General features: G+C 47.8%; 24 protein-coding genes. 9 read left to right on the forward strand and 15 right to left on the reverse strand.

Features of this window, described 5'->3' with window-relative positions; translation table 11 throughout:
- Positions 1 to 8: 8 nt before the first annotated feature.
- The 5 genes from deoC to mnmG all read right to left on the reverse strand — a co-directional run bounded on the left by deoC (position 9) and on the right by mnmG (position 5,513).
- The gene (deoC, locus tag ACPYIV_RS16240; protein WP_425884037.1) at positions 9 to 944 is read right to left on the reverse strand and encodes a deoxyribose-phosphate aldolase; all 936 of its coding nucleotides are present in this window, start codon (positions 942 to 944) and stop codon (positions 9 to 11) included.
- Positions 945 to 948: 4 nt separating this feature from the next.
- Positions 949 to 1,281 (reverse strand): nucleotide pyrophosphohydrolase, encoded by a 333-nt coding sequence (locus ACPYIV_RS16245; protein ID WP_293732421.1) that lies wholly within the window; start codon positions 1,279 to 1,281, stop codon positions 949 to 951.
- A gap of 6 nt (positions 1,282 to 1,287) precedes the next feature.
- Entirely contained in the window at positions 1,288 to 1,740 is a 453-nt protein-coding gene (dtd, locus tag ACPYIV_RS16250) for a D-aminoacyl-tRNA deacylase (RefSeq protein ID WP_293738721.1), read from the reverse strand.
- A 4-nt stretch (positions 1,741 to 1,744) separates the two neighbouring features.
- Complete coding sequence (gene uvrC / locus ACPYIV_RS16255) at positions 1,745 to 3,550, reverse strand: excinuclease ABC subunit UvrC (protein WP_293738720.1); 1,806 nt, start codon at positions 3,548 to 3,550, stop codon at positions 1,745 to 1,747.
- Between the two features lie 85 nt (positions 3,551 to 3,635).
- Positions 3,636 to 5,513 carry a tRNA uridine-5-carboxymethylaminomethyl(34) synthesis enzyme MnmG gene (mnmG, locus tag ACPYIV_RS16260; protein WP_293732418.1) on the reverse strand — a complete coding sequence of 626 codons (1,878 nt, stop codon included), beginning with the start codon at positions 5,511 to 5,513 and terminating at the stop codon, positions 3,636 to 3,638.
- Positions 5,514 to 5,691: 178 nt separating this feature from the next.
- Here mnmG and ACPYIV_RS16265 point away from each other — a divergent pair, with 178 nt between their 5' ends.
- Both ACPYIV_RS16265 and ACPYIV_RS16270 read left to right on the forward strand, forming a co-directional pair.
- Positions 5,692 to 6,351: a hypothetical protein gene (locus tag ACPYIV_RS16265; RefSeq protein WP_293732417.1), complete on the forward strand. Its 660-nt coding sequence runs from the start codon at positions 5,692 to 5,694 to the stop codon at positions 6,349 to 6,351.
- Between the two features lie 12 nt (positions 6,352 to 6,363).
- The gene (locus ACPYIV_RS16270; RefSeq protein ID WP_293732416.1) at positions 6,364 to 6,786 is read left to right on the forward strand and encodes a hypothetical protein; all 423 of its coding nucleotides are present in this window, start codon (positions 6,364 to 6,366) and stop codon (positions 6,784 to 6,786) included.
- A gap of 21 nt (positions 6,787 to 6,807) precedes the next feature.
- Here the strand turns inward: ACPYIV_RS16270 and ACPYIV_RS16275 are convergent, their stop codons facing one another.
- Both ACPYIV_RS16275 and ACPYIV_RS16280 read right to left on the reverse strand, forming a co-directional pair.
- Positions 6,808 to 7,563 (reverse strand): LytR/AlgR family response regulator transcription factor, encoded by a 756-nt coding sequence (locus ACPYIV_RS16275; protein WP_425884041.1) that lies wholly within the window; start codon positions 7,561 to 7,563, stop codon positions 6,808 to 6,810.
- A gap of 8 nt (positions 7,564 to 7,571) precedes the next feature.
- On the reverse strand, positions 7,572 to 10,193 hold the full coding sequence (locus tag ACPYIV_RS16280; protein ID WP_425884043.1) for a sensor histidine kinase: 2,622 nt from the start codon (positions 10,191 to 10,193) through the stop codon (positions 7,572 to 7,574).
- 164 nt (positions 10,194 to 10,357) lie between these two features.
- Here ACPYIV_RS16280 and ACPYIV_RS16285 point away from each other — a divergent pair, with 164 nt between their 5' ends.
- Both ACPYIV_RS16285 and ACPYIV_RS16290 read left to right on the forward strand, forming a co-directional pair.
- A complete protein-coding gene (locus tag ACPYIV_RS16285) occupies positions 10,358 to 10,651 on the forward strand; it encodes a nucleotidyltransferase family protein (protein WP_425884045.1) in 294 nt (97 codons plus the stop codon).
- A gap of 2 nt (positions 10,652 to 10,653) precedes the next feature.
- A complete protein-coding gene (locus tag ACPYIV_RS16290; RefSeq protein WP_425884047.1) occupies positions 10,654 to 10,821 on the forward strand; it encodes a DUF86 domain-containing protein in 168 nt (55 codons plus the stop codon).
- 45 nt (positions 10,822 to 10,866) lie between these two features.
- Here the strand turns inward: ACPYIV_RS16290 and ACPYIV_RS16295 are convergent, their stop codons facing one another.
- From ACPYIV_RS16295 to ACPYIV_RS16315, 5 genes are all read right to left on the reverse strand, one after another.
- A complete protein-coding gene (locus ACPYIV_RS16295) occupies positions 10,867 to 12,039 on the reverse strand; it encodes a 6-bladed beta-propeller (protein ID WP_425884049.1) in 1,173 nt (390 codons plus the stop codon).
- Between the two features lie 79 nt (positions 12,040 to 12,118).
- Positions 12,119 to 13,285 carry a 6-bladed beta-propeller gene (locus ACPYIV_RS16300; protein WP_425884051.1) on the reverse strand — a complete coding sequence of 389 codons (1,167 nt, stop codon included), beginning with the start codon at positions 13,283 to 13,285 and terminating at the stop codon, positions 12,119 to 12,121.
- 223 nt (positions 13,286 to 13,508) lie between these two features.
- A complete protein-coding gene (locus tag ACPYIV_RS16305; RefSeq protein WP_293732410.1) occupies positions 13,509 to 13,853 on the reverse strand; it encodes a hypothetical protein in 345 nt (114 codons plus the stop codon).
- A 162-nt stretch (positions 13,854 to 14,015) separates the two neighbouring features.
- Positions 14,016 to 14,450, reverse strand: coding sequence for an rRNA maturation RNase YbeY (gene ybeY, locus ACPYIV_RS16310; protein ID WP_293732409.1), 435 nt, complete (start codon positions 14,448 to 14,450; stop codon positions 14,016 to 14,018).
- A gap of 213 nt (positions 14,451 to 14,663) precedes the next feature.
- The gene (locus ACPYIV_RS16315; RefSeq protein ID WP_425884054.1) at positions 14,664 to 15,896 is read right to left on the reverse strand and encodes a nucleoside recognition domain-containing protein; all 1,233 of its coding nucleotides are present in this window, start codon (positions 15,894 to 15,896) and stop codon (positions 14,664 to 14,666) included.
- 175 nt (positions 15,897 to 16,071) lie between these two features.
- On the opposite strand from ACPYIV_RS16315, the gene ACPYIV_RS16320 reads away from it, so the two are divergent.
- From ACPYIV_RS16320 to ACPYIV_RS16340, 5 genes are all read left to right on the forward strand, one after another.
- Complete coding sequence (locus ACPYIV_RS16320) at positions 16,072 to 16,878, forward strand: alpha/beta hydrolase (protein WP_425884056.1); 807 nt, start codon at positions 16,072 to 16,074, stop codon at positions 16,876 to 16,878.
- Between the two features lie 326 nt (positions 16,879 to 17,204).
- Positions 17,205 to 18,167, forward strand: a complete 963-nt coding sequence (locus ACPYIV_RS16325; protein WP_301703575.1) for a 2-hydroxyacid dehydrogenase family protein — start codon at positions 17,205 to 17,207, stop codon at positions 18,165 to 18,167.
- Positions 18,164 to 18,871, forward strand: a complete 708-nt coding sequence (locus tag ACPYIV_RS16330) for a DNA alkylation repair protein (protein WP_293732405.1) — start codon at positions 18,164 to 18,166, stop codon at positions 18,869 to 18,871. The genes ACPYIV_RS16325 and ACPYIV_RS16330 overlap by 4 nt, the downstream gene beginning before the upstream one ends.
- A 3-nt stretch (positions 18,872 to 18,874) precedes the next feature.
- The gene (locus ACPYIV_RS16335) at positions 18,875 to 19,636 is read left to right on the forward strand and encodes a TIGR02757 family protein (protein ID WP_301703574.1); all 762 of its coding nucleotides are present in this window, start codon (positions 18,875 to 18,877) and stop codon (positions 19,634 to 19,636) included.
- Positions 19,637 to 19,721: 85 nt separating this feature from the next.
- Positions 19,722 to 20,321 carry a TIGR00730 family Rossman fold protein gene (locus ACPYIV_RS16340; RefSeq protein ID WP_293732403.1) on the forward strand — a complete coding sequence of 200 codons (600 nt, stop codon included), beginning with the start codon at positions 19,722 to 19,724 and terminating at the stop codon, positions 20,319 to 20,321.
- A gap of 1 nt (position 20,322) precedes the next feature.
- Here ACPYIV_RS16340 and ACPYIV_RS16345 read toward each other — a convergent pair whose 3' ends face one another.
- Genes ACPYIV_RS16345 through ACPYIV_RS16355 form a run of 3 tightly spaced genes read right to left on the reverse strand, consistent with a single transcriptional unit; the run spans position 20,323 to position 25,306 of the window.
- On the reverse strand, positions 20,323 to 23,517 hold the full coding sequence (locus ACPYIV_RS16345) for a cyclically-permuted mutarotase family protein (RefSeq protein WP_425884060.1): 3,195 nt from the start codon (positions 23,515 to 23,517) through the stop codon (positions 20,323 to 20,325).
- Positions 23,518 to 23,521: 4 nt separating this feature from the next.
- Positions 23,522 to 23,680, reverse strand: coding sequence for a hypothetical protein (locus tag ACPYIV_RS16350; RefSeq protein WP_293732401.1), 159 nt, complete (start codon positions 23,678 to 23,680; stop codon positions 23,522 to 23,524).
- 6 nt (positions 23,681 to 23,686) lie between these two features.
- Positions 23,687 to 25,306: a sialidase family protein gene (locus ACPYIV_RS16355; RefSeq protein ID WP_293732400.1), complete on the reverse strand. Its 1,620-nt coding sequence runs from the start codon at positions 25,304 to 25,306 to the stop codon at positions 23,687 to 23,689.
- Between the last annotated feature and the right edge of the window lie 29 nt (positions 25,307 to 25,335).

The following is a 25,335-nucleotide window of genomic DNA, read 5'->3' on the forward strand; positions in this document are numbered from 1 at the left end:
AGCTTTTCTTATTTTCCCAAACGGTGTTCGATGTCTTCCACCAAACTGCTGGCCCCGATGCGGAACAGGTCTTTGTTCAACCAGTCGTTACCCAAAACTTCTTTGACGATGGTATAGTAGCGGACAGCCTCTTCTGCCGTACGGACACCACCGGCAACTTTGATACCGACACGCTTTCCTGTGATGGAATGGTACTTTTTCAGAACCTGGCACATCGTATAAACGGCTTCCGGAGTTGCACCGGGATAGCCTTTTCCGGTTGATGTCTTGATGAAATCCGCACCCGAATAGACCGCGAGGATGGCCGCATTCCGGATGCTTTCGGGAGTCTGGAGCGCACCTGTTTCGAGGATGACTTTCAGCCGGGCTTCACGACAGCTTTCTTTGATCTCTTGAAGTTCTTCGGTAAGCTCGTCATAATTTTCTTCCAGGAAATAGCCTAAGTTCATGACAACGTCGATTTCATCGGCTCCCTGCATGACAGCCATCGCCGTTTCGGCAATCTTGATTTCCATAAAAGTCTGTGAGGAGGGGAAACCGCCTGCTACGGATGCGATCTTTACATCCTGTGCCGAGAGTGCTTCTTTTACCGTCTCCACGAATAGGGGATAGGTACAGATGGCGGCAACGTTGGGAACGTCGGGACGAGTCCCTTCGAAGTCGTTCACCTTGTCAACCAGTTTCCAGATACTCTCTTTCGTATCGATGCTGGTGAGGGAAGTCAGGTCGATGAAACCGTGTATTTGCTTCAAAACATCGGGCGTAAGGTTGTCGTTTCCGTACTTCCCGAGCAGTGTCTTTACCTGTTCGGTGACTTCTTCGGCTGTGCCGGCTGCTTCAAATTTGGCGAATGCCTGCTGATATTTGTTGGTGTGGAGATGCTCGGTATCTTCATCGTGGTGGTGATGTCCGCATCCACATTCATGATCGTGTTCGTGTACCATAATCTTATAGCTTTTTATTGTTTATATGTCGTTCTTTATCGCGGTCGGTTTTCTTCTGCAGGTTCTTTTCGAAGGCAGCAGTCAGATCGACTCCCGTCTGGTTGGCGAGGCAGAGCAAGACCCATAGAACATCTGCCATTTCATCGCCCAAATCACGGTGTTTGTCGCTTTCTTTGAAGGACTGTTCGCCGTAGGTGCGGGCCATGATGCGGGCCAGTTCGCCGACCTCTTCGGTCAGGATGGTCATATTCGTCAGTTCGTTGAAGTAGCGGACGCCATACGTCTTGATCCAGCTGTCCACCTGCTCCTGTGCCTGTTTAAGCGTAATTTCTGCCATGTCGTTTTATTCTTTATTCTGTGAATCGATCCAGATCGTAACGGGGCCGTCGTTTACCAGTTCCACTTTCATATCGGCGCCGAACGTGCCGGTCTGCACTTCCTTTCCGATTTGTAGGCCCATCTCGGCACAAAAAGCCTCGTACATCGGAACCGCTATGTCCGGTTTGGAAGCATGGATGTAGGAGGGGCGGTTCCCCTTCTTTGTGGAAGCGTGCAGGGTGAATTGGCTAACCACCATCACTTCCCCTTCCGTTTCGATCACAGAGCGGTTCATAACGCCGTTTTCATCGTCGAAAATACGGAGGTTGGCAATCTTCTTGCACAACCATTCGATGTCCTCCTGGGTGTCACGGTCTTCAATGCCGACCAGTACGAGCAGGCCTTTCCCGATTTCAGATTTTACTTGCCCGTCTATGGTCACGGAGGCATGTTGTACCCGTTGTATCAATGTTCTCATATCTTTAGTTTAAACCATTTAATAATGCTTTTGTTTTGGCTTCTCCGATTACTTCTTTCAGTTCGTCGAAGCTGGCTTCACGTATTCGCTTTACGCTCTTAAAACGACGTAAAAGTAATACTTTTGTCTTTTCACCGATCCCTTTTATCGCATCTAATTCTGATTTGGTCTGGCTCTTGCTCCGCTTGTCTTTGTGGAAAGCGATGGCGAAACGGTGCACCTCGTCCTGTATTTGCGTGAAGAATTTGAACATGAAGCTTTGCATCGGCATACCGATTGTCTCGGGAGGGAACCCGAAAAGGAGCTCCGATGTCCGGTGTTTACCGTCTTTTGCCAGTCCGGCAATCGGGATGTCCAGGTGAAGCTCGTCCTGGATCACTTCACGTACGACTTCCATCTGCCCCTTTCCACCGTCGGTAATGATCAGATCGGGCAGGGGAGATTCTTCTTCTATGGCGCGCTGGTAACGACGGCGTACGACCTCTTTCATGGAGGCATAGTCATCCGGGCCGACAACCGTTTTGATGTTATATTTCCGGTAATCTTTCTTCGATGGTTTCGCCATTTTGAAGACGACACACGCAGCCACCGCGTCGCTCCCTTGTATGTTCGAGTTGTCGAAACATTCGATATGAGCCGGTAATTTGGGTAGATGAAGCGTGTCCTGTATCTCTTTTAAAAGACGTGTACTGCGTTGTTCCGGATTCAGCTTTTCAGCCTGTTTCAGTTTGTCGACTTTATACTGCTTTACGTTCATCTCGGATAGTTCCACCAACTTCTTTTTATCCCCACGCTGGGGGACGGTAATCGAGACGTTTTCCAGTTCTATATCCAACGGAAAAGGAACGATGATTTCGCGTGCCGTACTCTTAAATCGATTTCGCATTTCGATAATGCCTAAGCTGAGCAGGTCTTCTTTCGATTCGTCCAAACGCTTTTTATATTCGAAAGTATAAGCCTGCACGATCGCACCATTGCCGATATGCATATAATTGATATAAGCCGAATGCTCGTTTTCGGCGAGCGAGAATACATCTATATTATGGAGCATCGGAGTAACCACCGTCGATTTTGAACGATAATTTTCGATGACTTCGTATTTTTCTTTGATCTTCTGTGCTTCTTCGAACCGCAATTCCCCGGCCAGCTTCTGCATCTCTTCATACAGATGTTTGCTTATTTGCGAAATATTTCCCCGGAGGATTTCTTTTATTTCGGAAATGTTTTGCTGGTATTCTTCCAGTGTCTGCAATCCTTCACAAGGGCCTTTACATCGCTTGATATGGTATTCGAGGCAGACTCGGTATCGGCCTTCCGCGATGGATTCGGGGGTAAGAGGGTATTTGCAGGTGCGCAACGGATACAGCTCTTTCAGCATTTGCAACATGACTTTTGCGGTGTAGATGGAAGGGTAGGGACCGTAATAGCGCGAACCGTCCCGTACGATGTTCCGGGTTTGGAATACGCGTGGGAAATACTCGTTTTTGACAACGATAGACGGATAGGTCTTGTCGTCTTTCAGCAGTACATTATACCGGGGACGATATTGCTTGATCAGGTTATTCTCTAAAAGAAGTGCATCCTCTTCCGTATCGACGACAAAATATTTGATGTCGCGTATCTGCTTCACTAAGACACGCGTCTTATTGCTGTCGTGCTCTTTGTTGAAATAGGAGGAAACGCGACGCTTTAAGTTCTTTGCTTTGCCTACATAGATGATCGTTCCCTTCTCGTCAAAGTACTGGTAGCAGCCTGGTGATTCCGGTATGACGGAAAGGATGCTTTTTATATGTTCCTCGGTTGCGCTCATTTTGTTTTATGAATGTTTCTGTCCTATATTCAGTCTTTTACGCCATTGTTGTTAAAGTAAATGTTTCACGTGGAACATTCCGCCTTTAGCGCCCCAGCATCACTAAGAGGATGTTTATATCGCTTGGCGAAATACCCGGAATACGGCTTGCCTGGGCGATTGTATCCGGGTCTATCCGTGTCAGCTTTTGGCGGGCTTCCGTCGATAAGGACTGGATCGAATTGTAGTCGAACTTACCTTTGATGTGGATATTCTCCAAGCGGTTTATCTTGTCGGCGATGATCTGCTCGCGGCGGATGTAACCGCTATATTTGATTAAGATTTCTGCCGCTTCGATAATTTCTTCTTTTCGCGAGGCAGGAACCTTGTCCAGCTCTGCCCGGAATGCGGGAACTAATCCTGCTATATTCTCCAACGTGATTTGAGGGCGCGGAACCAATTCGATCAGCTTGCAACCGTGCGCAAGCGGGGTAGTGCCCAATGCTTCCAGCCCGCTGTTTATATATTGCGGTTTGATGGAGTAGTTTTCTGCGAAAGAAATGATCGCGTCGCGGCTTGCTTTTTTCTCGCTCAGCAGATCATAGCGGTCTTGCTTTGCCAAACCGAGTTTATACGATTTTTCCGTCAGGCGCATATCGGCATCATCCTGGCGGAGCAGAATACGGTATTCGGCCCGCGAGGTAAACATACGGTAGGGTTCGTCCACGCCTTTCGTTACAAGATCGTCGATCAGCACACCGATGTAGGCTTCGTCGCGTCCCAACACGAACGGTTCCCCGCCGTGACAATTGATATGTGCATTAATCCCCGCCATCAGCCCTTGTCCGCCGGCTTCTTCATATCCGGTTGTCCCGTTGATCTGTCCTGCAAAGAATAGGTTGCGGATTTGTTTTGTTTCCAGATTATGATTCAACTGTGTCGGATCGAAGAAATCATATTCAATGGCATATCCCGGCCGATAGATTTGTATATCCCGGAATGCTGGAATCGCTTGCAGGGCACGCAGCTGGATGTCTAAAGGCAGGGAAGAGGAGAAGCCGTTCAGGTAGTATTCCTGCGTCGTCTCGCCTTCCGGCTCTAAGAAGAGCTGGTGTTGGGGTTTATCTGCAAAAGTTACGATTTTCGTTTCGATGCTCGGACAGTAACGCGGGCCGATACTCCGGATCTGTCCGTTATATAACGGGGAGTCAGGGAGGCCTTCGCGCAGGATTGCATGGCAGGCCTCGTTGGTGAAGGTCGTCCAGCAGCTTAGCTGTTTCAAAACGCGGTGCGAAGTGTCCATATATGAAAACTTATGGAAGTCGTTTTCCCCGGGCTGTTCCGCCATTTCATCGAAGTGTACGCTGCGTGCATCGATACGCACAGGCGTTCCCGTCTTCATCCGTTCGGATTTGATACCCAGCGAAACCAATTGTTCGGTCAGTCCGGTTGCTGCCGGTTCGGCTATACGCCCGCCCCTGATTTGTGTCCGCCCGATATGCATAAGCCCGTTCAGGAAAGTCCCGTTTGTCAGGACTACGCTTTTCGCATGGAACTCGACTCCCATATTCGTCTTTACGCCACATACGGTATTTCCGTCGAGCAATAGTTCGCGTACGGTATCCTGCCAGATATACAGGTTCGGAAGGTTTTCTAATATTTCCCGCCAGCATTCGATGAAACGGGCGCGGTCGCTTTGGGAGCGCGGGCTCCACATGGCCGGTCCCTTACTCTGGTTCAGCATACGGAACTGGATGGCTGTCCGGTCCGTCACAATTCCCATATAACCGCCTAATGCGTCGATTTCACGGACAATCTGGCCTTTGGCTATGCCTCCGACAGCCGGATTGCAACTCATTTGCGCAATCTTGTTCATGTCCATTGTAATGAGAAGAGTCTTCGAACCCATATTGGCGGCAGCCGCTGCGGCTTCACAGCCTGCATGACCGGCACCTACCACGATCACATCGTAATTGAAAGTCATTGTCCTAATTGTCTTTGTTTCTTTTGCAAAGATAGTCATACTCGGCCTTTTAGTTATCATCCCAAAGAATATTTTGCTTATGCTTTGTTTCGTTAAGGTTCTGCAAAAGGTATTGGCTGGCATGCAGCGTTCTAACAGCCATGAACATCTTACTTATTATAATTCTAAAAGAAATGTTATGAAAAAATATGTGCTTTTGTTGGGACTGCTGATACAAGCTGTGTCTGCCTTGGCCCAGGAGGCATCGACCGGAAAGTCGGTGTTTTCCGTTTATGCAGGGCCTTCCTGGTATTTGGGGAGAATGATCGGGATCACTAACAACTCCGGCTCCTATCGTAGTGATTTGCGGAATGGAGTCACCTGGGATGCCAGCTATTATTTTTTAGGGGATAAATATATCTTCAATTCGTTTAAGTTCGCTCCCGGACTTCTCTACCAGGGTGGGCAGTACAAAAATGCTTATGATGAAAGTTCCGACAAGATCCTGATGCACTATATTGCGCCTCAGATTGCCTTGTTCATGGTGAAGCAGAAATATAATCTGTCCTTATCGACCGGTTTGGGATATCAGCATTATAAAGATAAAAGCATCGTGTACGGTAAGCCACGGGATGTGTCTATGAACAAGCTGGCATATAATCTCTCGGCAGGGGGCGAGTATCTTCTCTCGTCGCTTGTGGGAATTTCTGCAAAAGTGAATTGGATCGTCACCTCCTCCGAGAGCTATTCGGTCAAATATCACGGTCGGAAATGGCAAGTCGAATCTCCTGAGTTGAATGGTGGCGGGGGCTGCTTCTCCCAATTATCGTTGTTGTTCGGTATAAATTTACATTTTTAATCAGATACGATTATGAGACATATATTATTTATCTGTTTGTTGTTGTTTTGTATGGCCTGTGAAGAGAATAAGTCGATCGATCCGACGATTATGCCCGAGGCGACCGAGACCGGGGCGAATACATTCGGTTGCCTGGTAGATGGCTGGGTGTATGCAAGCGGCCGGTGGGGCCTGCCCAATGCGGAATATATGGTGCTGGAAGACAGTACCGGCATGACGGTTTCGGCACAAGTCGATTTCGGCACGTATCTCCGTTTTACAATTGCCAATCCTAAACAAGGGAAGACGCTCCCTTATAAGGATGCCTCTTTTGATAATCAAAAGATAGAAGATGGAAAGGTCTATATATCCCGTATGTCTGACGGTGTGTTCAGTGGTACTTTCGAAGGAGGACGCGTTACGAAAGGCCGTTTCGACCTGAAATATAAAGAATGAATGACCTTCCGGCAGTTGAATTTATAATTGCCTTAAAACTTCCATCACATAATTCCGCCGTTGGCGGGAAATGCTAACCGACGCTCCATCTTTCATACGTATATATCCCCCGTCGCTTTTGATGAAACTTTTGATTTCATCCAGGTTGACCAAGTGGGATTGGTGGACGCGGAGGAAGTTGTAAGGCGTCAATAACTCATCAAACTCCTTGAGTGTTTTCGATACGATCAGCTTTTCCCCCGACTTCAGGTGGAAGGTCGTGTAGTTGCTTTCCGACTCGCAACGGATGATGGAACCGATCTCCACAAATTCTATTTTATCGGCGACCGACAGGGCTATTTTCTTTTGTTTGTCCAAAGCCTGTGTGTTCTGCAGGAGGTTTTGCATCCGTTTGTTTTCCTGTTTCCGGAGGACGACCTGGACTGCTTTGTCTACGGCATGCGTCAGTTCTTCCGGGTCGATCGGCTTCAACAAATAGTCGAGCGCACTGAAGCGGATGGCCTGGATCGCATAGTTGTCGTAAGCGGTCACGAAGATCACCTCGAAAGGAATCTCCGGAAGACTTCTCAGGAGGGAGAAACCGGTATCGTCACCCAGCCGGATATCCAAAAAAAGGATATCCGGTTTAGCTTCGGGCAGGACGGTACGGGCTTCGGTGACGGAGCTGCAAATGGCCGATATCCTGATTTGCGGGCAATAGCGCCCGATCATGCGGAGCAGGTTCTCCCGGTTCCCCTGCTCGTCATCTACAATTGCTGCGGTTATTTTTGTGTCCATATTTTGTCTTATAAAGGAATGGATAGCCGGACATGGCAACCGGAAACAGATTCTTTCTCCTGCCTGTTTTCGATCGTTATGTCGATTTCCGTGTTGTACAAATCCTTCAGTATTTCGAACTCGTTGCTGATGGCACGGATACCGAAACCTCCTTCCGCATTAGCTTTCATTCCGGGGCCGTCGTCGATGATGTCGATCACCAACAACTGGTTTTGCAAAGATAATCGAATTATGATTTCTCCCGTACCGCGCGGAGCGATTCCGTGTTTAACGGCGTTTTCGACGAAAGGTTGTATCAGCATCCCCGGAATCTCGATTGCATCCGGTTCGATATTTTTGTCTACTGTCAGCGAGTAGGAGAAGGGGAAACGGAGCTGTTCGAGCTTCAGGTAGAGCTGCAGCTGTTCGATCTCGTCGGAGAGGGGAACCAGCTTCTTTTCGGAAGTCGCCAGGACTTTCCGCAACAGGCGTGAGAAATCGATCAAATATTCGTTCGCCTCCTGATTGGCCGAGCGATTGATCAGGTTCTGGATCGAACTGAGCGCATTAAAAATGAAATGCGGGTTCATCTGTGAACGGATCGCGCGGAGCTCGAGTTCACGGATACGGCGGCGGTTCCGTTCCTTCTTTTGCTTCCCTTTCATCCGGAAATAGTAAACGATACCGATGATTGCCGCGACTAATAGCGTACCCAAGACTCCTTCTTTGAAGCCTTTTAGAAAGTCGTTGAAAGATTCGTCTTCCCGGTTCAGGTCGTTTTGAATGATTGCTAAGGCGGGTTTGGAATCAAACCTCCAACCCGTAAATTGCCGATAGAGGATGGTTCCGTCTTCACGCATCAGGATAGTCACTGCACCGAGTCCCTTACGCCTTAATTCCTCTATTTGCAGATCGGAAATCGCTTTAAAGGGCTTTACCCGTTCGGTATTGTTAGATTGGAATTTTGAATATAACTCGAGTTGAACGATGGAGACAAGCCCTTCCGATTCAAGACATTTTTTGAAATCAAGTGCATTTTGAAGGTTTGGCGCAGGAAGACCTTGTTCTCTTGATAAAAACAGCAGGATGTATTTCCGGTCGCTTCCTTTCACCAGATGCAAGCTATCGGCTATCATAAGGCCACTTTCCCTGATATTTTTTCCAGTTTCGAAGGGTAATAGTTTATCGTATGTTCTTTTTAGCAGATTTGTCAGACTGGTATCCGGACAGGAGCGGATAAAATCGTTATAATCTCCTTCTATTTCGGATAGCGTGTTGGTGTGCATCAACTGTTGTAGAGTTGATCCCGTTGCCATATATTTAGGAAAACCCGAAAAGAGTTGTTTATTTATGATGTATTCTTCCTGTGGGGATAGTTTTCCCTGCTTGTTCAAGCACAGGTTGTCGGATTTGAATTCTTGTTTTTTATAGTTTGAATATGTGTATAGGAAATAATAGTAAGTTGCGGCATCAGGCTTTTGCAAGCTGTATGCATGGTCGATAAGCGGATTGACCGATGCGAAATAAGGAGCTTGCCAGTCGAGTAAACCGCTGTTTTGCCAGGCTTCTTTGTCGGTGGCTCTTATATAGAACTGAAGGACAGACATCCCTTCAAAATATCTTTCCGAACGTTCGAATACCTTTCGCCAGTATGGATTCAAATTCTTGAAATCCTTCTCTAATGCAATTTGAAAAAGAGAATCCCGGGTTTGAAATGCTTTTTTAATTTGGTCCGGAGCAATGGGATCCAAACTACGCATCTCAGGGTCATTTATGTCTGCGAATCGCCGAAAACTGTATTGAATATTGTTTTGCTCGCTTCCCCGTCCCTGATAGCGTCTTTTATGTGTCGTGGCAAATAATTCTTTGTCTTGCGTAATGGAGTCCCCCGGAGTAAGCAGGAGCGTCACCCGTTCGCCCACTTTGTATTCTGTCGGGTAGGGGATGAATATCTTTTTATGGACGGTCGAATCTTTGGACAGATCAAAATCAACGTAACTACAGGTAAATTCCGTATTCGGAGGAAGTGCGAACGAAGCGTCGATGACCCGCGTGTTTTGTGCCAGCCGGGGCATTCCGTCTTTGTGCCAGCCGGTCAGGATATCCTGTGCCGCTGGTGTAAGCAGTTTATCCAGGGGTAACGAATCCCGGACAATTGTTTCCGGATAGGCAGATAGCCTTGCCTGTCTTACTCCGAAAGGAACATAGTTTTTCGAGTAAGAAAAGGTAGTTTCTTGCCTGTCTGAAGTATGTGCTTTCCGGCTGTCCCGATCGTATGTGACGCGCAGGATCCGTTTGCCGACCATCTCCTGATCGAACGTAAAATCCTGCTGATAGCGGCTGTCAAAATAGTAGAAACCGGGTTTCCCGGTATCGTTCCGACATTCGTACAGATTCTTGAGTGCATAATCGATGGTGAGGGTACGGGCATCTATGTCCGTTACGGTCGCCTTGAAGATGATTCTTCGGATATTTTCCGCCCGCCAGGGGACTTCTTCTTCGATGCCCGGAGCAACGTAGGGATAGTAGTGGACGGACTCGATTTCCATCCAGTCGCCCTCTTTCAGCGAGTCGGGGGTATAGGGAACGAACGTTTCAGCCGAACCGCTGTTTACCAGAAAAACGAGGAGCAATAGGAGTATTGTTTTCATACCTGTAAAAATAAGATGAATAATTTAATTACCCTTCAAATATATCCCATAAAGACCGCTTATTGTTGGCAAAATGAGCGAATGGCCGGTTTGGACGAGTATAGGGATAAAAACTTGTTGCATATTGTTGATTTTATTTCTAATTTTGTAGAAAGGATGGAATTATGAAAACTGTAGCAGAATACAAAGAAATACTATCCCAGTTCAAGAAAGAATTTGGTCCTCAATTCGGGATTAAAGAATTGGGAATATTCGGTTCTGTTGCTAGAAGAGAACAGACCGAGAATAGTGACCTCGATCTATTCGTCTTACTTGAAAAGGTCGAACCTTTTATCATTTTTGATCTGAAAGAGCTATTGGAATCTTTGTGCAAATGCAAGGTCGATCTGGTTCGATTGCGCGACTCTTTGCGCCCGGCATTAAAAAGAAATATTTTAAAAGATGGGATTTATGTCTGATAATGGGAAGATATCCTGAAATACCTTGGCGCAAGATTGTAGCTCTTCGAAATATTATATCGTATGAATATGCTAATATCGATGAAGAAATTATATTTGCTATTGTTAAACAAAGTTTGCCTCCCTTGAAATTAGCGGTATTGAAAATAATTAATGTGCTTCGATCCTGATGCAGGATTATATCTGGAACCTCCCTCTCTCAATAAAGATGTGTTTTATAGGCTCCTGTTTCTATGTTTTACCAACATAACCACCCGATTGTCATCCTCTCCCAATGTCGCAGCTACTTCTTTTAGTTTGCCTTTCAACTTCCCTTTTTCATAGTCCTTGCAAAGTTCAAAAGCATTTATAGTCGCCCATAATTCCCCTTTGGAATTGATAGGGGTCAGCATAGACATATAGAATTCTTTTTTATAAGAATAATCTCCATTGTATATGATATACCTGAAGAAATCCTTTTCCTGTGTATCGTACACAAAGTACGTTCTCGGAAAACCTTCTTCTTTGCTGAAATCATATACATTCTTTACACTTTCCATAAAATAATAGCGATCGGAAACCAACTTTAAAATCAAGAAAGATTCCGGATTCATGGTGTGGACAGGTGGTGTTCGTACAATAAACGGGCGCAAACTATAATCGGGCATTAACGTATAAATTGTATCTGACGAAGGTTCCAATAGAATCCAGCTACCTTTAAAAGGAGTTATTCTACTATAATTTCCTGGTCTGGCCGATCTAGTTCCTCCTTCATGTCTTAATAGTTGAATCAATAGTTTCTTCTCTTTAAATGGAGTTTTAATCTCTTTGGTTATACTCCCATCTTGCTTCGATACAAGCAAGAATGGTATCTCTTCATTTAATTCATCGTAACAAATCAGATTCTCTTTATCGTAATTGAATATATCCAAATAAAACCGGGTATCACCATCTTGCTTCTGCTTAATACTTCGCTTAAAATTTCCCTCCAAGTCATAAATTTTTATTTTTCTTGCCCAAAAATCGTTTATAAACATTTCATTGTTTTCTTCATCCAATATAACACTTCTACACGATATGTATTCTTCTCCCCCTTGTCCTTTACGATTTATCTTCCGGATGGCTTTCCCGCTCCGATCATACACAAAAATATCACCGTCATCTCTATAGTTTGTTACGATTATGTATTTTTCGCCTATAGCATCCACACACCCTTGGTTGATAAACTCTTCGTTTGTTTCCAGCGGAATATACTCCACATCCATAAAGTCTTGAAGGATCAATTCCTTTTTGGGAAAAGAATTTTTTGTGACATCTACTGTGATCAGGTCATTTGTCGATTGTTTGTTTCCTGCGCATCCTATCATTAGAAGGCAGAGCATGGGCAAAAGGACATTTATACTTTTCATATTTGATATTTATCTTTAGGTAATAACAGATGCTTATATTAAATAAATGGTAGAACAGCTGTTTTAATTGTCCTACAGGCTATTTTCTATGTTTTACCAACATAACCACCCGATTGTCATCTTCTCCCAATGTCGCAGCTACTTCTTTTAGTTTGCCTTTCAACTTCCCTTTTTCATAGTCCTTGCAAAGTTCAAAAGCATTTATAGTCGCCCATAATTCCCCTTTGAAATTGATAGGGGTCAGCATAGACATATAGAATTCTTTTTTATAAGAATAATCGCCATTGTATATGATATACCTGAAGAATTCCTTTTCCTGTGTATCGTACACAAAGTACGTTCTCGGAAAACCTTCTTCTTTGCTGAAATCATATACATTCTTTACACTTTCCATAAAATAATAGCGATCGGAAACCAACTTTAAAATCAAGAAAGATTCCGGATTCATGGTGTGGACAGGTGGTGTTCGTACAATAAATGGATGCAAACTGTAATCAGGCATTAATGTGTAGATCGTATCTGAAGAGGCTTCTAACAAAATCCAATTACCCTCAAAAGGAATTATACTATTATACAGACCAGGTCCTGCAGATGCTATTACTACTCCATCAGGTTGCCTTAATACTATATGAAATAATTTCTTCTCTTTAAATGGAATTTTAATTTCTTTCGTTATACTTCCATCTTGCTTTGAGACAAGCAAAAACGGTATTTCATAATTAAACTTATCATAGCAAATCAAGTTTTCCTTGTCATAATCAAACATATCCAAATAAGACGAATTTTTATCACTCTTTTGATTAAGGCTTCGTTTGAAATTTCCTTTCAAATCATAAACTCTTATTTTTTTTGCATAGTTATCGTTTACAAACAGTTCTTCATTTTCTTCATCCAATATAACACTTCTACACGAAATATATTCTTCTCCCCCTTGTCCTTTACGATTTATCTTCCGGATGGCTTTCCCGCTCCGATCGTACACAAAAATATCACCGTCATCTCTATAGTTTGTTACGATTATGTATTTTTCGCCTATAGCATCCACACACCCTTGGTTGATAAACTCTTCGTTTGTTTCCAGAGGAATATACTCCACATCCATGAAATCTTGAAGAATCAATTCTTTTTTGGGAAAAGAATTTTTGGTGACATCTACCGTGATCAAGTCATCTGCCGTTTGATTCCGTCTCTTACAACCTGTCGTTATTAACAGAATAAATAGAAAGAAAATAGTTGTGCTTTTCATACCCGATAATTTATTATTGTTGCCAATCCCTTGTTTGTCTGTTTCCAGGATTGAGTTGATAATAGAGTTATAAATTCAAATCTATGTGATAATACCGGGGTTTATCCGGCAAATGAGCAGATGGTCGTTCGGTATGAGTATTTGTGGTAGTGATAGCGAGTAATCGGTTTTGGGAGCATTTCTCCGGCAATCTCTGTTTTCACCGGAGCATGTACAAGCTTTTTCAGGCATACATATTATGCAACCCGTTCAGCAGCATTTTGCCCCCCAGCAAAAAAGAAATTCCTATAAATAGAGAGCCGGCAACGAGCAGTTGGAGTGCACTGGCTTCCGTCCCGAGTGGAAATTCCGAATATTCGGATAGCAATGCAAAAAACATGAATAATGAACCGAAAGTAAACAGCATCCCTAACAGGAAGCGGCTCCAGACATTTCTTTTTAGAAGCTGTATGATCAGTAAAGCGATAATTGCCACACAGAACAAGGTCGTGAACGTATTTCCTGAATGCCAGTTACCTCCATTAAACAGGATGTGGATATTGCTATGCGCTAATATTGCAAAAAGCATGATATACCAAACTTCCGGAAAGTTTCACCGGTGGAACTCGGAGTTTCATGCAGTAAAACTTTTATGGGCTTCGGGAACCCTTTTCTGTCGCCTTTCGGAAGATAGTGCGTCAAAAGTAATAAAGAATTCCGGTGTTGGTGATTGTGGAATAATCCGGGAAATCTAAATTTCCCGGCATTCCTCCGGCAATATCGCCAGTGCTTTGTTTTCGTTGGCCTCCATAATCTCGCGTTCTCCGGGCCCTTTGTCGTTGATGCCGCAGAGGTGGAGGATACCGTGGATGATGGTACGGTGGAGCTCCTCATTGTAGGAGGTGTTGAATGTTTCGGAGTTGCTCTTTACCGTGTCGAGGCTGATAAAAAGGTCGCCGGAGATCTTGTTGCCGCCGGTATAGTCGAACGTGATGATATCCGTATAATAATCATGCTGAAGGTACTGGCGGTTTACTTCCAGTATCTTTTCATCGGAGCAGAAGATATAACTGATATCACCGACTTTCTTCCCGTATGTAGCGGCAACCTCTTTTATCCAATTGCCGACCGCTCTCTTTTTGATTGCCGGAAGCTTGATGTCTTCCGCATAAAATGCTATTGCCATATTGCTATTCTTTTTGTGTTTTATCTTACCGAATGATATGTTAAAAAATATTACCCGCTATACTAATTCCAAATATATGCACTACTAATCCGATTTACATGGGATGGCAGTATCATTTTGATAGTAGGTGAAAGATGGATTCGCCATACATTTCCTGTCGTTTTTACTGTTTGTAAATTGCTATGTTAGATAGGACGAAGATACAAATTATTTTTAGGTGAAAAACAAATATGTCATAGCGACCGCCGCCACCGCCCCGGCCAGATCAGCCAACAGCGAGCAGGGGATCGTATAGTAGGTGTTGCGTATACCGACACTGCCGTAATAGAGGGCGACGACGTAGAAAGTCGTATCGCTCGATCCCTGCACGATGGAGCAGAGGCGGCCGATGAACGAGTCCGCTCCGTAGGTGTTCATCGCATCCAGCATCATGCCACGCGCCCCGCTGCCGCTAAGCGGTTTCATCAGCATGGTAGGAAAACCTTCCACAAACTGCGTGTCTAATCCTGCTGCCGCAACTCCCATACGGATGCCGTCGATCAGGAAATCCATCGCTCCGGAGGCACGGAAAACAGCAATGGCGACCAATACGGCGATGAGGTAGGGGATGATCGTCACGGCAGTCCGGAAACCCTCTTTCGCCCCTTCGATGAAGGTGTCGTAGACGTTGATTTTCTTTCGGATGCCGCTGATGATGAATCCGCATATGATGGAGAAAAGCAAAATGTTGGCAAACAGGGTAGAGTAGAGGGAGACCGACTGCTGGCTCATCATCCCGAAAAGCAATGCCAGACCACCGATGAACGCGATCAGGCCACCGAAGAAAAGCAGCAGGTTCCGTTGCAGGATGTTTATTTTTTGCTTGAAACAGACCGCCAGTATGGCGACTAAGGTGGAAGAGAAGGTTGCGAGCATGAGGGGCAGGAAAACATCCGCCGGGTTTGCCGCTCCCATCTGTGCCCGGTAGGTCATGATGGAAACCGGAATCAACGTCAGCCCCGAAGCGTTGATGCAAAGAAACATGATCATCGGATCGCTGGCGGAATCCTTCTGCGTGTTCAGTTCCTGCAACTCTTTCATGGCTTTCAGTCCCATCGGTGTGGCCGCATTGTCCAGACCTAAGAGGTTGGCCGAAATGCACATGAAGATGGAGCCCGTTGCCGGATGGTCTTTCGGTATTCCCGGAAAGAGCTTGCTGAACACGGGGGCCGTCAGCCGTGCAAAAGCCTGTATCACACCTCCTTTTTCCCCGATTTTCATGATGCCGAGCCAGAGGGCCAAGACTCCCGTCAGCCCGAGGGATATCTCGAACCCCGTCTTAGCCGAAGCAAAAGATGCGTTGATGATATGGGTAAAAACTTCCGTGTCTCCGCCGATGACTAATTTGCAGAGCGCCACCACGAAGGCAATCAGAAAGAAGGCAATCCAGATATAATTTAGAACCATAGTAGTTGTTGACAGGTAATAAGATACTCGTTATTAGATTACAAAAATAGGAAATAATCGGGTTCAGCAGAAAAAAGAAGGCGGGAAATGGGAGATTGTTTGTTTTGTTGGAAAAAGCTGGTTACTTTTGGAACATGAATCTATGTGTTTAATCAATTCAAATTTAGAACAAAATATGATGCATAAAATCTGGTTAACCTTCTTGCTCATCCTCGTTTCCGTGGCGGCTTTTGCTGCCGGTTATACCTATGAGCGTAATGTCCCGTATCGTGAAAATGCAGGAGATGAATACACCTCCAAGATGTGCCGCCTGGATATTGCTTACCAGCCGGGAGTACAAAATGCGCCTGTCGTTGTCTGGTTTCATGGCGGCGGATTGACCGGCGGTAGCCGTGAAGTACCTTCGCAGCTGCTGACGGATAACTTAGTAGTCGTAGGCGTCGAATACCGCTTGTCGCCGCATGTGAAAACAATGGAGATCGTGGACGATGCCGCTGCCGCCGTTGCCTGGGTGTTCGATAATATCGGAAAATACGGAGGCGACACCTCCTCTATTTATGTTGCCGGGCATTCCGCCGGCGGCTATCTGGTCGATATGGTCGGACTGGATAAGAAACAGTTGGCCCGTTACGGAAAAGATGCCGACAAACTCGCCGGGATCATCCCTTTCAGCGGCCAGGTAATCACCCATTTCGAAACCCGTAACCGGCAAGGCATTAAACCTTTGCAGCCGACAATCGATGAAACGGCGCCCTTATATTACGTCCGGAAAGATTGCGCCCCTATCCTGATCCTCTCCGGCGACCGTGAAAAAGAAATGTACGGTCGCTATGAAGAAGCCGCCTATTTCTACCGTCTCTTCAAACTGCTCGGCCATCCCGATGTGACCCTTTATGAGTTAGGTGGTTTCGATCATGGTAGCATGTGTGCCGCTGCTTTTCCCTTAGCTGTCCGGTTTATTCGCGACCATGAAAAGAAATGAACGCCGGTACCAGCCTATGTCTGGCTTCCTGACGATGTTTTAGAGGCATACATTCCCTGTGTTTCGCGTTTTTACATTGTTTTAGAGACATACATATCATGTGTTTCACGTTTTTACATTGTTTTGGATGCATACATACCCTATGCCTCGTGTTTTTACGTTGTTTTAGAGGTAAACATACCCTATGTTTTGCATTTTTACGTTGTTTTAGAGGTAAACATACCCTATGTTTTGCATTTTTACGATGTTTTAGAGGAAAACATACCTTGTTCCAGATTTTCAGGCATTGTTTTATTTTATATTTTTGCACGTAAAAAAGGAAAACTATGGCAAAGATATTAGTCACTTACGATATGTTCCGCGAAGGTTTTACTGAGCTGGAAAGCAAGTACGAAGTTACTTTTCCCGAAGGAAGAGATTTCACGTATGAAGAAGTTTTAGAGATGATACCGGAGTACGATGTGTTGTGTTCGATGTTCGATTTTCCGGTAAACAAGGAGTTGATCGACCGTGCCCCCAACCTGAAAATGGTGGCGAACTATGCCGTCGGTTACAACAATATCGATGTCGCTTACTGCCTCGAAAAAGGAATCACGGTCGCCAATACCCCCGACCCCGTAACAGCCCCTACCGCTAATCTCGCACTCGGGCTGATGCTTGATGTGGCACGGCGCATTACCGAATGCGACCGAAAGCTGCGCAAGGAAGGCCTCGGGATGAAGGTTGGCGTACTGGAGAATTTAGGTGTCAACGTAACCGGAAAAACGTTAGGTATTATCGGTATGGGACGTATCGGGAAAGCACTTGCCAAACGGGCGAATGCCTGCGGTATGGAAGTCCTCTATCACAACCGCCGCCAGCTGTATGTCGAAGAAGAGACAAAGCTGAATGTCACATACGTTTCCAAAGAAGAGCTCCTCTCCCAATCCGATTTCGTTTCCTTGAATGCCCCTTATACTCCTGAAACCTTTCATCTCATCGGTGAAGCCGAACTGAAGCAGATGAAGCCGACTGCCGTCCTGATCAACACCGGCCGCGGCCCGCTGGTCGATGAAAAGGCCCTGGTGCAGGCATTGAAAGACGGGACGATCCACGGAGCCGGCTTAGATGTATTCGAATTCGGTGATTACCCGTTGCCGGAACTGCTGGAAATGGAAAATGTCGTACTCACCCCCCATATCGGAACGCAGACACTGGAAACACGCATTATTATGGCGCGTACGGTTTGCAACAATGTAATCGGATTCTTAGAAGGCGACCGTCCTGTGTCACGGGTGTTGCGCCCATGACGGCGGAGTTTGTGCTGAGTGAACTGCAATCGGTCGGTTCACCCGAAAAAGCCGTCCACCTGAGCCGGTTTTTCAAGACCGGACCGGGACAATATGGCGAAGGCGACCGCTTTTTAGGCGTAGTCGTCCCGCTAACCCGCAGCATAGCCAAGGCAAACAAGGCGATGCCCCTCGATGAATTGCAGCGCCTCCTGGATAGCCCCTGGCATGAGGCCCGTCTCTGCGCTCTGTTAGTGTTGGTCTACCGTTTCCAGGATAAAAAGACTACGGCTGAAGAACGGGAAAAGATGTATCGTTTCTATTTGAAAAATACCCGCCGTTGCAATAATTGGGATTTGGTCGATCTCTCCTGCCGGGATATCGTCGGTGAATATTTAGTCGACCGGGACCGTTCCATTCTGTATGAGCTGGCAGAAAGCGATAACCTTTGGGAACAGCGGATCTCGATCGTCTGTACCTGGGCCTTTATCCGCCGTTCGGATTTTACCGATACGCTGGCGCTGGCCGAACGGTTGATGACGCATAAACATGACCTGATGCATAAAGCTGTCGGCTGGATGCTTCGCGAAGTGGGCAAAAGGGATCGGGATACCCTTACCGGCTTTCTGGAACGGTATGCGACACAACTTCCGCGTACGGCTCTCCGATATGCCATCGAGCATTATCCCGAAGACCGGCGGCAGTATTTCCTAAAGAAGAAATAACGGATGGACAAACAACTGAAAGCGCAATTGAAGGAATGGGCCGGAACCTATAATGTGAAATCTTTTATCCCCGATGATCCGGTTCAGTTCCCCCATCGGTTTACGGAGAAACGGGATATCGAAATATCCGGTTTCATCACTTCCTGGATCTCCTACGGGCGTCGCGAAGTGATCCTCCGGAAGGCGGACTGGTTGCACAGCCGGATGGGCGGAAGCCCTTACGAGTGGATTTCGTCCGGGCGGTACCGGGAACTGGCTTCGGACGTTCCGGCCGGCAAGCGCGATACGTTTTACCGCTTTTATACGCATTCGGACCTGCGTGCCCTTTGTGACCGGCTGAAAGAGATCTATGAGCAGTATGATTCACTGGAAGATGCACTGGCGGCAAGCCCCTACCCGAATCCGGTCCTCAAGCTACAGGACGTCTTTTCTGGCATAAACGGTATTCCGGTGATGAGTGGCACTTCTGCCTGTAAACGCTTGGCTATGTTCCTTCGCTGGATGATCCGGACCGATGGAATCGTCGATTTCGGGATTTGGAAGACTGCCTTTCATCCTCGTCAGCTGATTATCCCGCTGGATACGCATGTCCACCAGCTCTCGTTAGAACTGGGCTTGACAAGGCAACGGAGCGCCACCCTGAAAACGGCGCTCGAGATAACCGAGGCCCTGTCGCATATCTTCCCGGATGATCCTTGCCTGGGTGATTTTGCTTTGTTCGGGTATGATATAAATAAAGGAAAATTAACGGCCATTGTCGGGTGACGGACTGAACCTCGTTCAGTGACGGACCTGTCAACGTTATCTTTTTATACATATATATTAACGATTGGGTTGATAATAAATATTAATGGGAAAAGAAAGAAATAAGATCGCTTCTGTTTGTGTATATTGCGCTTCCAGCACACAAGCCGCCCCTGTTTTTTATGAGGCGGCAACCGAATTGGGGCGTTTGTTAGGTGAGCGGAACCTGCGGGTGGTAAACGGAGCCGGCAATACCGGCCTGATGTGCGCCGTGTCGGATGGCGCACTGGCTGTCGGTGGAACGGTTACGGGTGTAATCCCCCGTTTTATGGTGGAACAGGATTGGTGTCATAAGGGGCTTACCGATCTGGTCGAAGTCGATAGTATGCACGAACGCAAACAACGGATGGCTGACCTCTCGGATGCCGTGATTGCCCTTCCGGGCGGATGCGGAACTCTTGAAGAGCTGTTGGAAGTTATCACCTGGAAGCAGTTAGGCTTGTATTTCAACCCGATTGTTATTCTGAATATAAACGGTTACTTCGATCCCCTTTTGGAGATGTTCCAAAGAGCCGTCGACGAACATTTCATGCGCCCGCAGCATGCCGGGCTTTGGGCGGTCGCCTCAACTCCGGCCGAAGCGGTCGAACTGATTTATACGGAACCGGTTTGGGATGCGAATATCCGTAAATTCGCTTTGGTGTGAATCAGGGATAGAGCATAAGTTCGAAAGCACTGACTTCCGGCGTGCGGATGCCCGGTTTTAGCTCTCCGTTGATTAGGATTACCGTGTTTCCAAAGTTCGCAACGCCGGCTCCGGCACGTGCCGCTTCTTCGTAGTCTCCGAGGTTGGTCCAGCGTTTTGTGAAAGTATTGTATAGTAGCAGGGAGGTATTGAACTTATACCAGTCGGCAGGATGTAAGAGATAGTTCCGGGCCTCTTTTTGCAGCGAATCCCGCAACGAACTGTTGCCCGTGTTCGTTGCTTGTTCTATTAGTAACGGGCGGTTAAGAGCGTCACGGAAACGGTCGTAGTTCACGCCTCCTGCCAGTAAGATGGAGCTATCGCACGATGAGACGGCACAGCCTCCCGTAACGGTATGGAGAGAACCGTCTGCTAACAAAGGTAAAAAGCCTTCGTTTCTCCACTGCTTTGTCTTCGGATGATACGAAAGTATGTCTGTGCAGACAATAGCTTCCTGAAGGGAGGATGCAGGCTGGAAACCGCCTGCCAGATAAAGGCGTACGCCATCCCCGGATTGTTGGGCTGTCAGGACGGGCTGTACCCGGGCAGGCCCCGGAAAATCAGGAAGCCGCACCCATACCTTTTGAGGCGACGGTGTTAGCTGTAACGAAAAGAGCGAGTTTGAACAGTCCGGCTGCTTATTCCCGCCGGCGACATACAGATAACCGTCGGCATAGGTGGCTGAGAGGTTATCCATCGGCATGGGGAGTGGCGGCAGTTCGGAGATATGCAATTTCTGTTTTTCCCTGTCCCAATTTGCCAGAAAGACTTGTTTGGAGGCTCCTTCCCGGTTATTTCCCCCAATCCAAACAAGGCCTTCGGGTGTTGTGACCGACGCCCCGTAAGCAAGCGGCAGCGGCAGTTTGCCGATCTTTCTCCATCCGGCGGGAGATTGGGCGGTCATGCTGAGTGCATATATATCGCTGTAATATTGTTTTGTACCTCCTTCCGCCGCCGGTTTACCGGGGAAGTTACACCCTCCGGCAACCAATAACTCACCGTCACTGATACCCGTGAACGGAGCAGAGACCCCTAATGCCGGGCCCTTTTGGCTGCCGGGCAGGTCGGGCAGCCGGAACCAGCTGATCCGGGCGGCTTCCGAACGGAATGTCGAAGCCGGAAGTTCAGCCTCGTTTACTAAATTGGCACGGGTGAAAGGTTGCCATCCGTAACGGACGAACTTCGGATTGCGGATCCGGTCGCTCCATACTTTTATTGTCTTTTCGTCTATGATTTGTGCCTCTGCAGGGACAAACAGACCATCGTGCCCAGCAATCTCGAAAGTGCGCAGTTTGCCGCCGTCGGAGCTATGCATCCCTTTCCCGTAATCGAATGTGACGTAAGCAGCGCTGTCCTTGAATGTGACCGAGCGATAGAGCGGGCCGGAAGCAAGAACGTCGTGCCCGTACGTCTTGTTGAGCGCCCAGTGGGCAAGGCGTTCCCCTACTTCGCGTTTGTGGCGCGGGTGGACATCCAAGGAATCGCCGTGATCGCTGCTGACCGCCATGCCGCTGTTCGGAATCGATTGCAGCATCCTGCGTTGGCTGTCCCGGAACCAGGGCCAACTGGGACGGTCGATGCTGGATAGTTGTACGTAATAGAAAGGCAACTCTTCCGACCAGTTCTCCCGCCAGTTTTTTGTCAGAAGATGGAACAACTTCTCGTGCGCTTCCACATTGTGTGCATTCGATTCTCCCTGATACCAGATGATGCCCCGTATCGGGAATTTTTCAAGCGGGCGGATGCCGGACTCGTATAAATAGCAAGGCTCGTAGGGATGCCGTTGTTGTTTGTTCGCTGATTTCCGGATGTTGAGGGCGGCGCGTTCCCGTGCCCAATTCTGGATAAAATCATTCTGTTTCCAGTCGTAAAGAATATCCGGCAATTCGAATTCCAGCGTCTTGCGATCCACCCAGGCTTCCGCCGGTGATCCGCCTATGGCGTTCAGGATAAGCCCGATCGGAACCTGCAAGCTGTCTGACAACATCTGCCCGAACGCAAAGGCGACAGCCGAGAAACGATTTGCCGTCTCTTCGTTGCATTCCTTCCATTCGGTATTTCGGTAATATTGGAGCCTGTTGAGAGAATCCAATGTCGAGATGTCCCATTCCACCGCATTTGTCGCCCACCGGGGTTTCATATCGAAAAGACGGATTTGTGGCTTTCCGGCAGCAAATTCCAGAAAAGCTTTTCGCTGGCTGTCGGCGGCACTGCTTACTTGGAACGCCATGTTCGACTGGCCGGAGCAAAGCCATACTTCGCCGATCAGGACATTCGTATAATCCAGTTTTCCGGATGCGGCCGAGATGCTTAGCGTGTACGGCCCTTCTGCCTCCATCGGCGGCAGGATAACCGACCATTTCCCATTTGATCCCGTTATTGTTTCGCCCTTTTGACCGGCGATGCCAACCGTCACCTTCTCACCGGCATTGGCAATCCCGGCTATCCTGAGCGGTTTTTCTCGTTGGAGTACCATATTATCCGAATAGGTCACGGGCATTTGCAGGCCTCCGTAATCTCCGGTCAATGCCTGGCAGACAGTCCGTGCGATGATTCCGGCTCCTTCAGCTGTGGGATGCAAGGCGTCCGGCAAGAGGTCGGGACGGTCGTAGAGTCCTGCTTGCAGGTCGATCAGCCCGGTATTGGCGAGTGTTGCGATCTCTTCGATGTTTTGTTGTATCTGCCAGTACCAGTCGCGTGTGCCCGATTTGAAGCGCGGGTGCCGGTGGGAGATCGGCGTCAGGCGGCAGATCCAGATTTCACACTTCGGGTTTGCTTGCCGGAAAGCATCGATCAGTGCCAGATAATCCTTTGTGAAGTCATCCCGGTAATTCGGCCAGTCACGCGGGTCGGTGTCGTTCAGCCCGAGATGGATGACGACCCGGTCGGCGGCAAAGTCGAGGGCCGCCTTGCATTCTTCTTGTTCGTTGTAAGGACGGTGTCCTTTTCGCAATAGTGTCGCCCCGCTTTTTCCGAAGTTGACGACCTCATATCCGTCACCCAGCATCCGTTGGAGTTGGGCGGGATAACTGTTTTTTTCGCGGTCTTCGATTCCGTGGCCGTACGTTACACTGTTCCCTACACAGGCCACCTTGATCTTTTGCGCATCAATCGTGGCACTTAATACGATGAATAAACAAAGCAGAATCTTTTTCATTTGCTTATCGTTTCTTATCAGGTGAATAGACCAGGCCGTCCACAGCCTTTTCCCCGCTCCAGACAACTTTTTGCGGCCAGGGAAGCAAATGAGGGGTACCGGCTGCTTGCACAGCCAATGCCCCTGCATATAAACTTACTAATATGAACAGTATGCGTTTCATGTGGGACTACTTCACCAGGTCGGTCAGTTTGACAGCCTGGAAAGTCATATGAGCGACGCTCGATTCGTAGAAGATACCGACCGTTTCCTTGTCGATCATGGACAGGCAGGAATAGCCCCAGCCTTCGTCTTCATCCAATGTTACCTGGTTGGAGAGCGGCCAGGTCATGCCTCCGTCCGTACTTACCTTGATGGTGATATGGTTACGTCCCTTCGTCGTGTTCGGGTTGGAGAAGATCAGCAGGTCTTTTCCGGTGATGTTGTCTTTGGCATCCACGTGGATGAGGCTTGCCATACAGACCGGTTCTTGCAGGGCACTGCGGTTAGACGGATGTTCGTACCAGGTCTTGCCCAGGTCGCGGGTGGTGGCTACGGCACGGCTTCCGCCCCGGTTGTCACGCATGTTCAACATCAGGACGCCCGGTTCGACTTCGGCAACCTGCGCCTCGGTCGTGTTGGTGCGTGCCAGGTTATGCAGATGCCAGGTGGTTCCCCGGTCTTTGCTGTACATGATACCGGCGTTCGGTACGCGGGTGGAATCGATGAACTGGATCGGGAAAACCAGTGTCCCGTCTTTCATCGTGATCCCCCGGCCCGGTCCCTGCAACAGGAAGTACCAGGAAGGATCTTTCACTTGCGGAGTGATATTGATCGGCTGGCTCCAGGTCTTGCCGTCGTCTTCGCTTTTGACAAGCATCAACTGGGCGGTACTGTCGGCCGACATGCCCGGCATGGAATTCCACCAGGCACGCCCGTTCCCCATGCCGTGCGTCCAGGCGGCAACGATCCAGATCGTATTTGTCTTTTCGTCCACTAATATAGACGGGTCGCCCACGCCATTCTGTGAGTGAGGCAGGCCGCCCGTTTCGCCGAACGTCATCGCAACGCGCATCGGTTCCCAGGTCTGCCCTTTGTCAGTGCTGCGGCTTACCCCTATATCGACCATTTCCTGCAGGTCCACGCTGCTGTTATAGCGGATATCGTACACACCCAAGAGTGTTCCGTTATTGGTCGTTACCAGCCCCGGAATACGGAAAGCCGAAACCCCGTCGTCACCGGCATGGCGGACACCGATTCCCATACGGCGCACATCCGATTTGCCGTCCCACACGATTGTCGCCGGCATATTGTTGATCTCCGCCACCGGCATCTGAACGGTAAAGGTGGTCAACAGGGAAGCCTCCGGCTTCATCTCGATGCTGACCCAGTAATAGTTGACTCCTTCCACCATCGGCTGGTTACTGGTGAAGGTCACGACATTGGTGATATCCGTCACTTCGCTCTGTTTAACGGAGTAGGAGGGATTGGCTGCCTTTGTCTTGCCTTCCGCATGGCTGGAAATATAGGAAACCGGGCGGTAGTGCTTTCCCTGCCGGGAAGTCGCTTCCGTTCCGCTATAGAAAAAGCGTAAAGCCTTTATGTCGTTTAGGTTGATCCCCTCTTTGAATTGCAGGGACAGTTTGTTGAGTACATCCCCTTTGTGTGCCTGTATACGCATTTCCACTAAGATATTGTCCGTCCGGTCGATCAGTATCGGGATCTGTGGCTTTCTGACAAACAAGCTGTCGGCGGCAAAGGCAGTTTGCATGAAGAGAAGGAGGCTGAAGTAAAGAAAGATTTTTCTCATGATGTTTTTTGTTGATAGGTTGTTTATAA

It is taken from the genome of Parabacteroides vesiculifaciens (assembly GCF_049860805.1).
Lineage (GTDB): Bacteria > Bacteroidota > Bacteroidia > Bacteroidales > Tannerellaceae > Parabacteroides.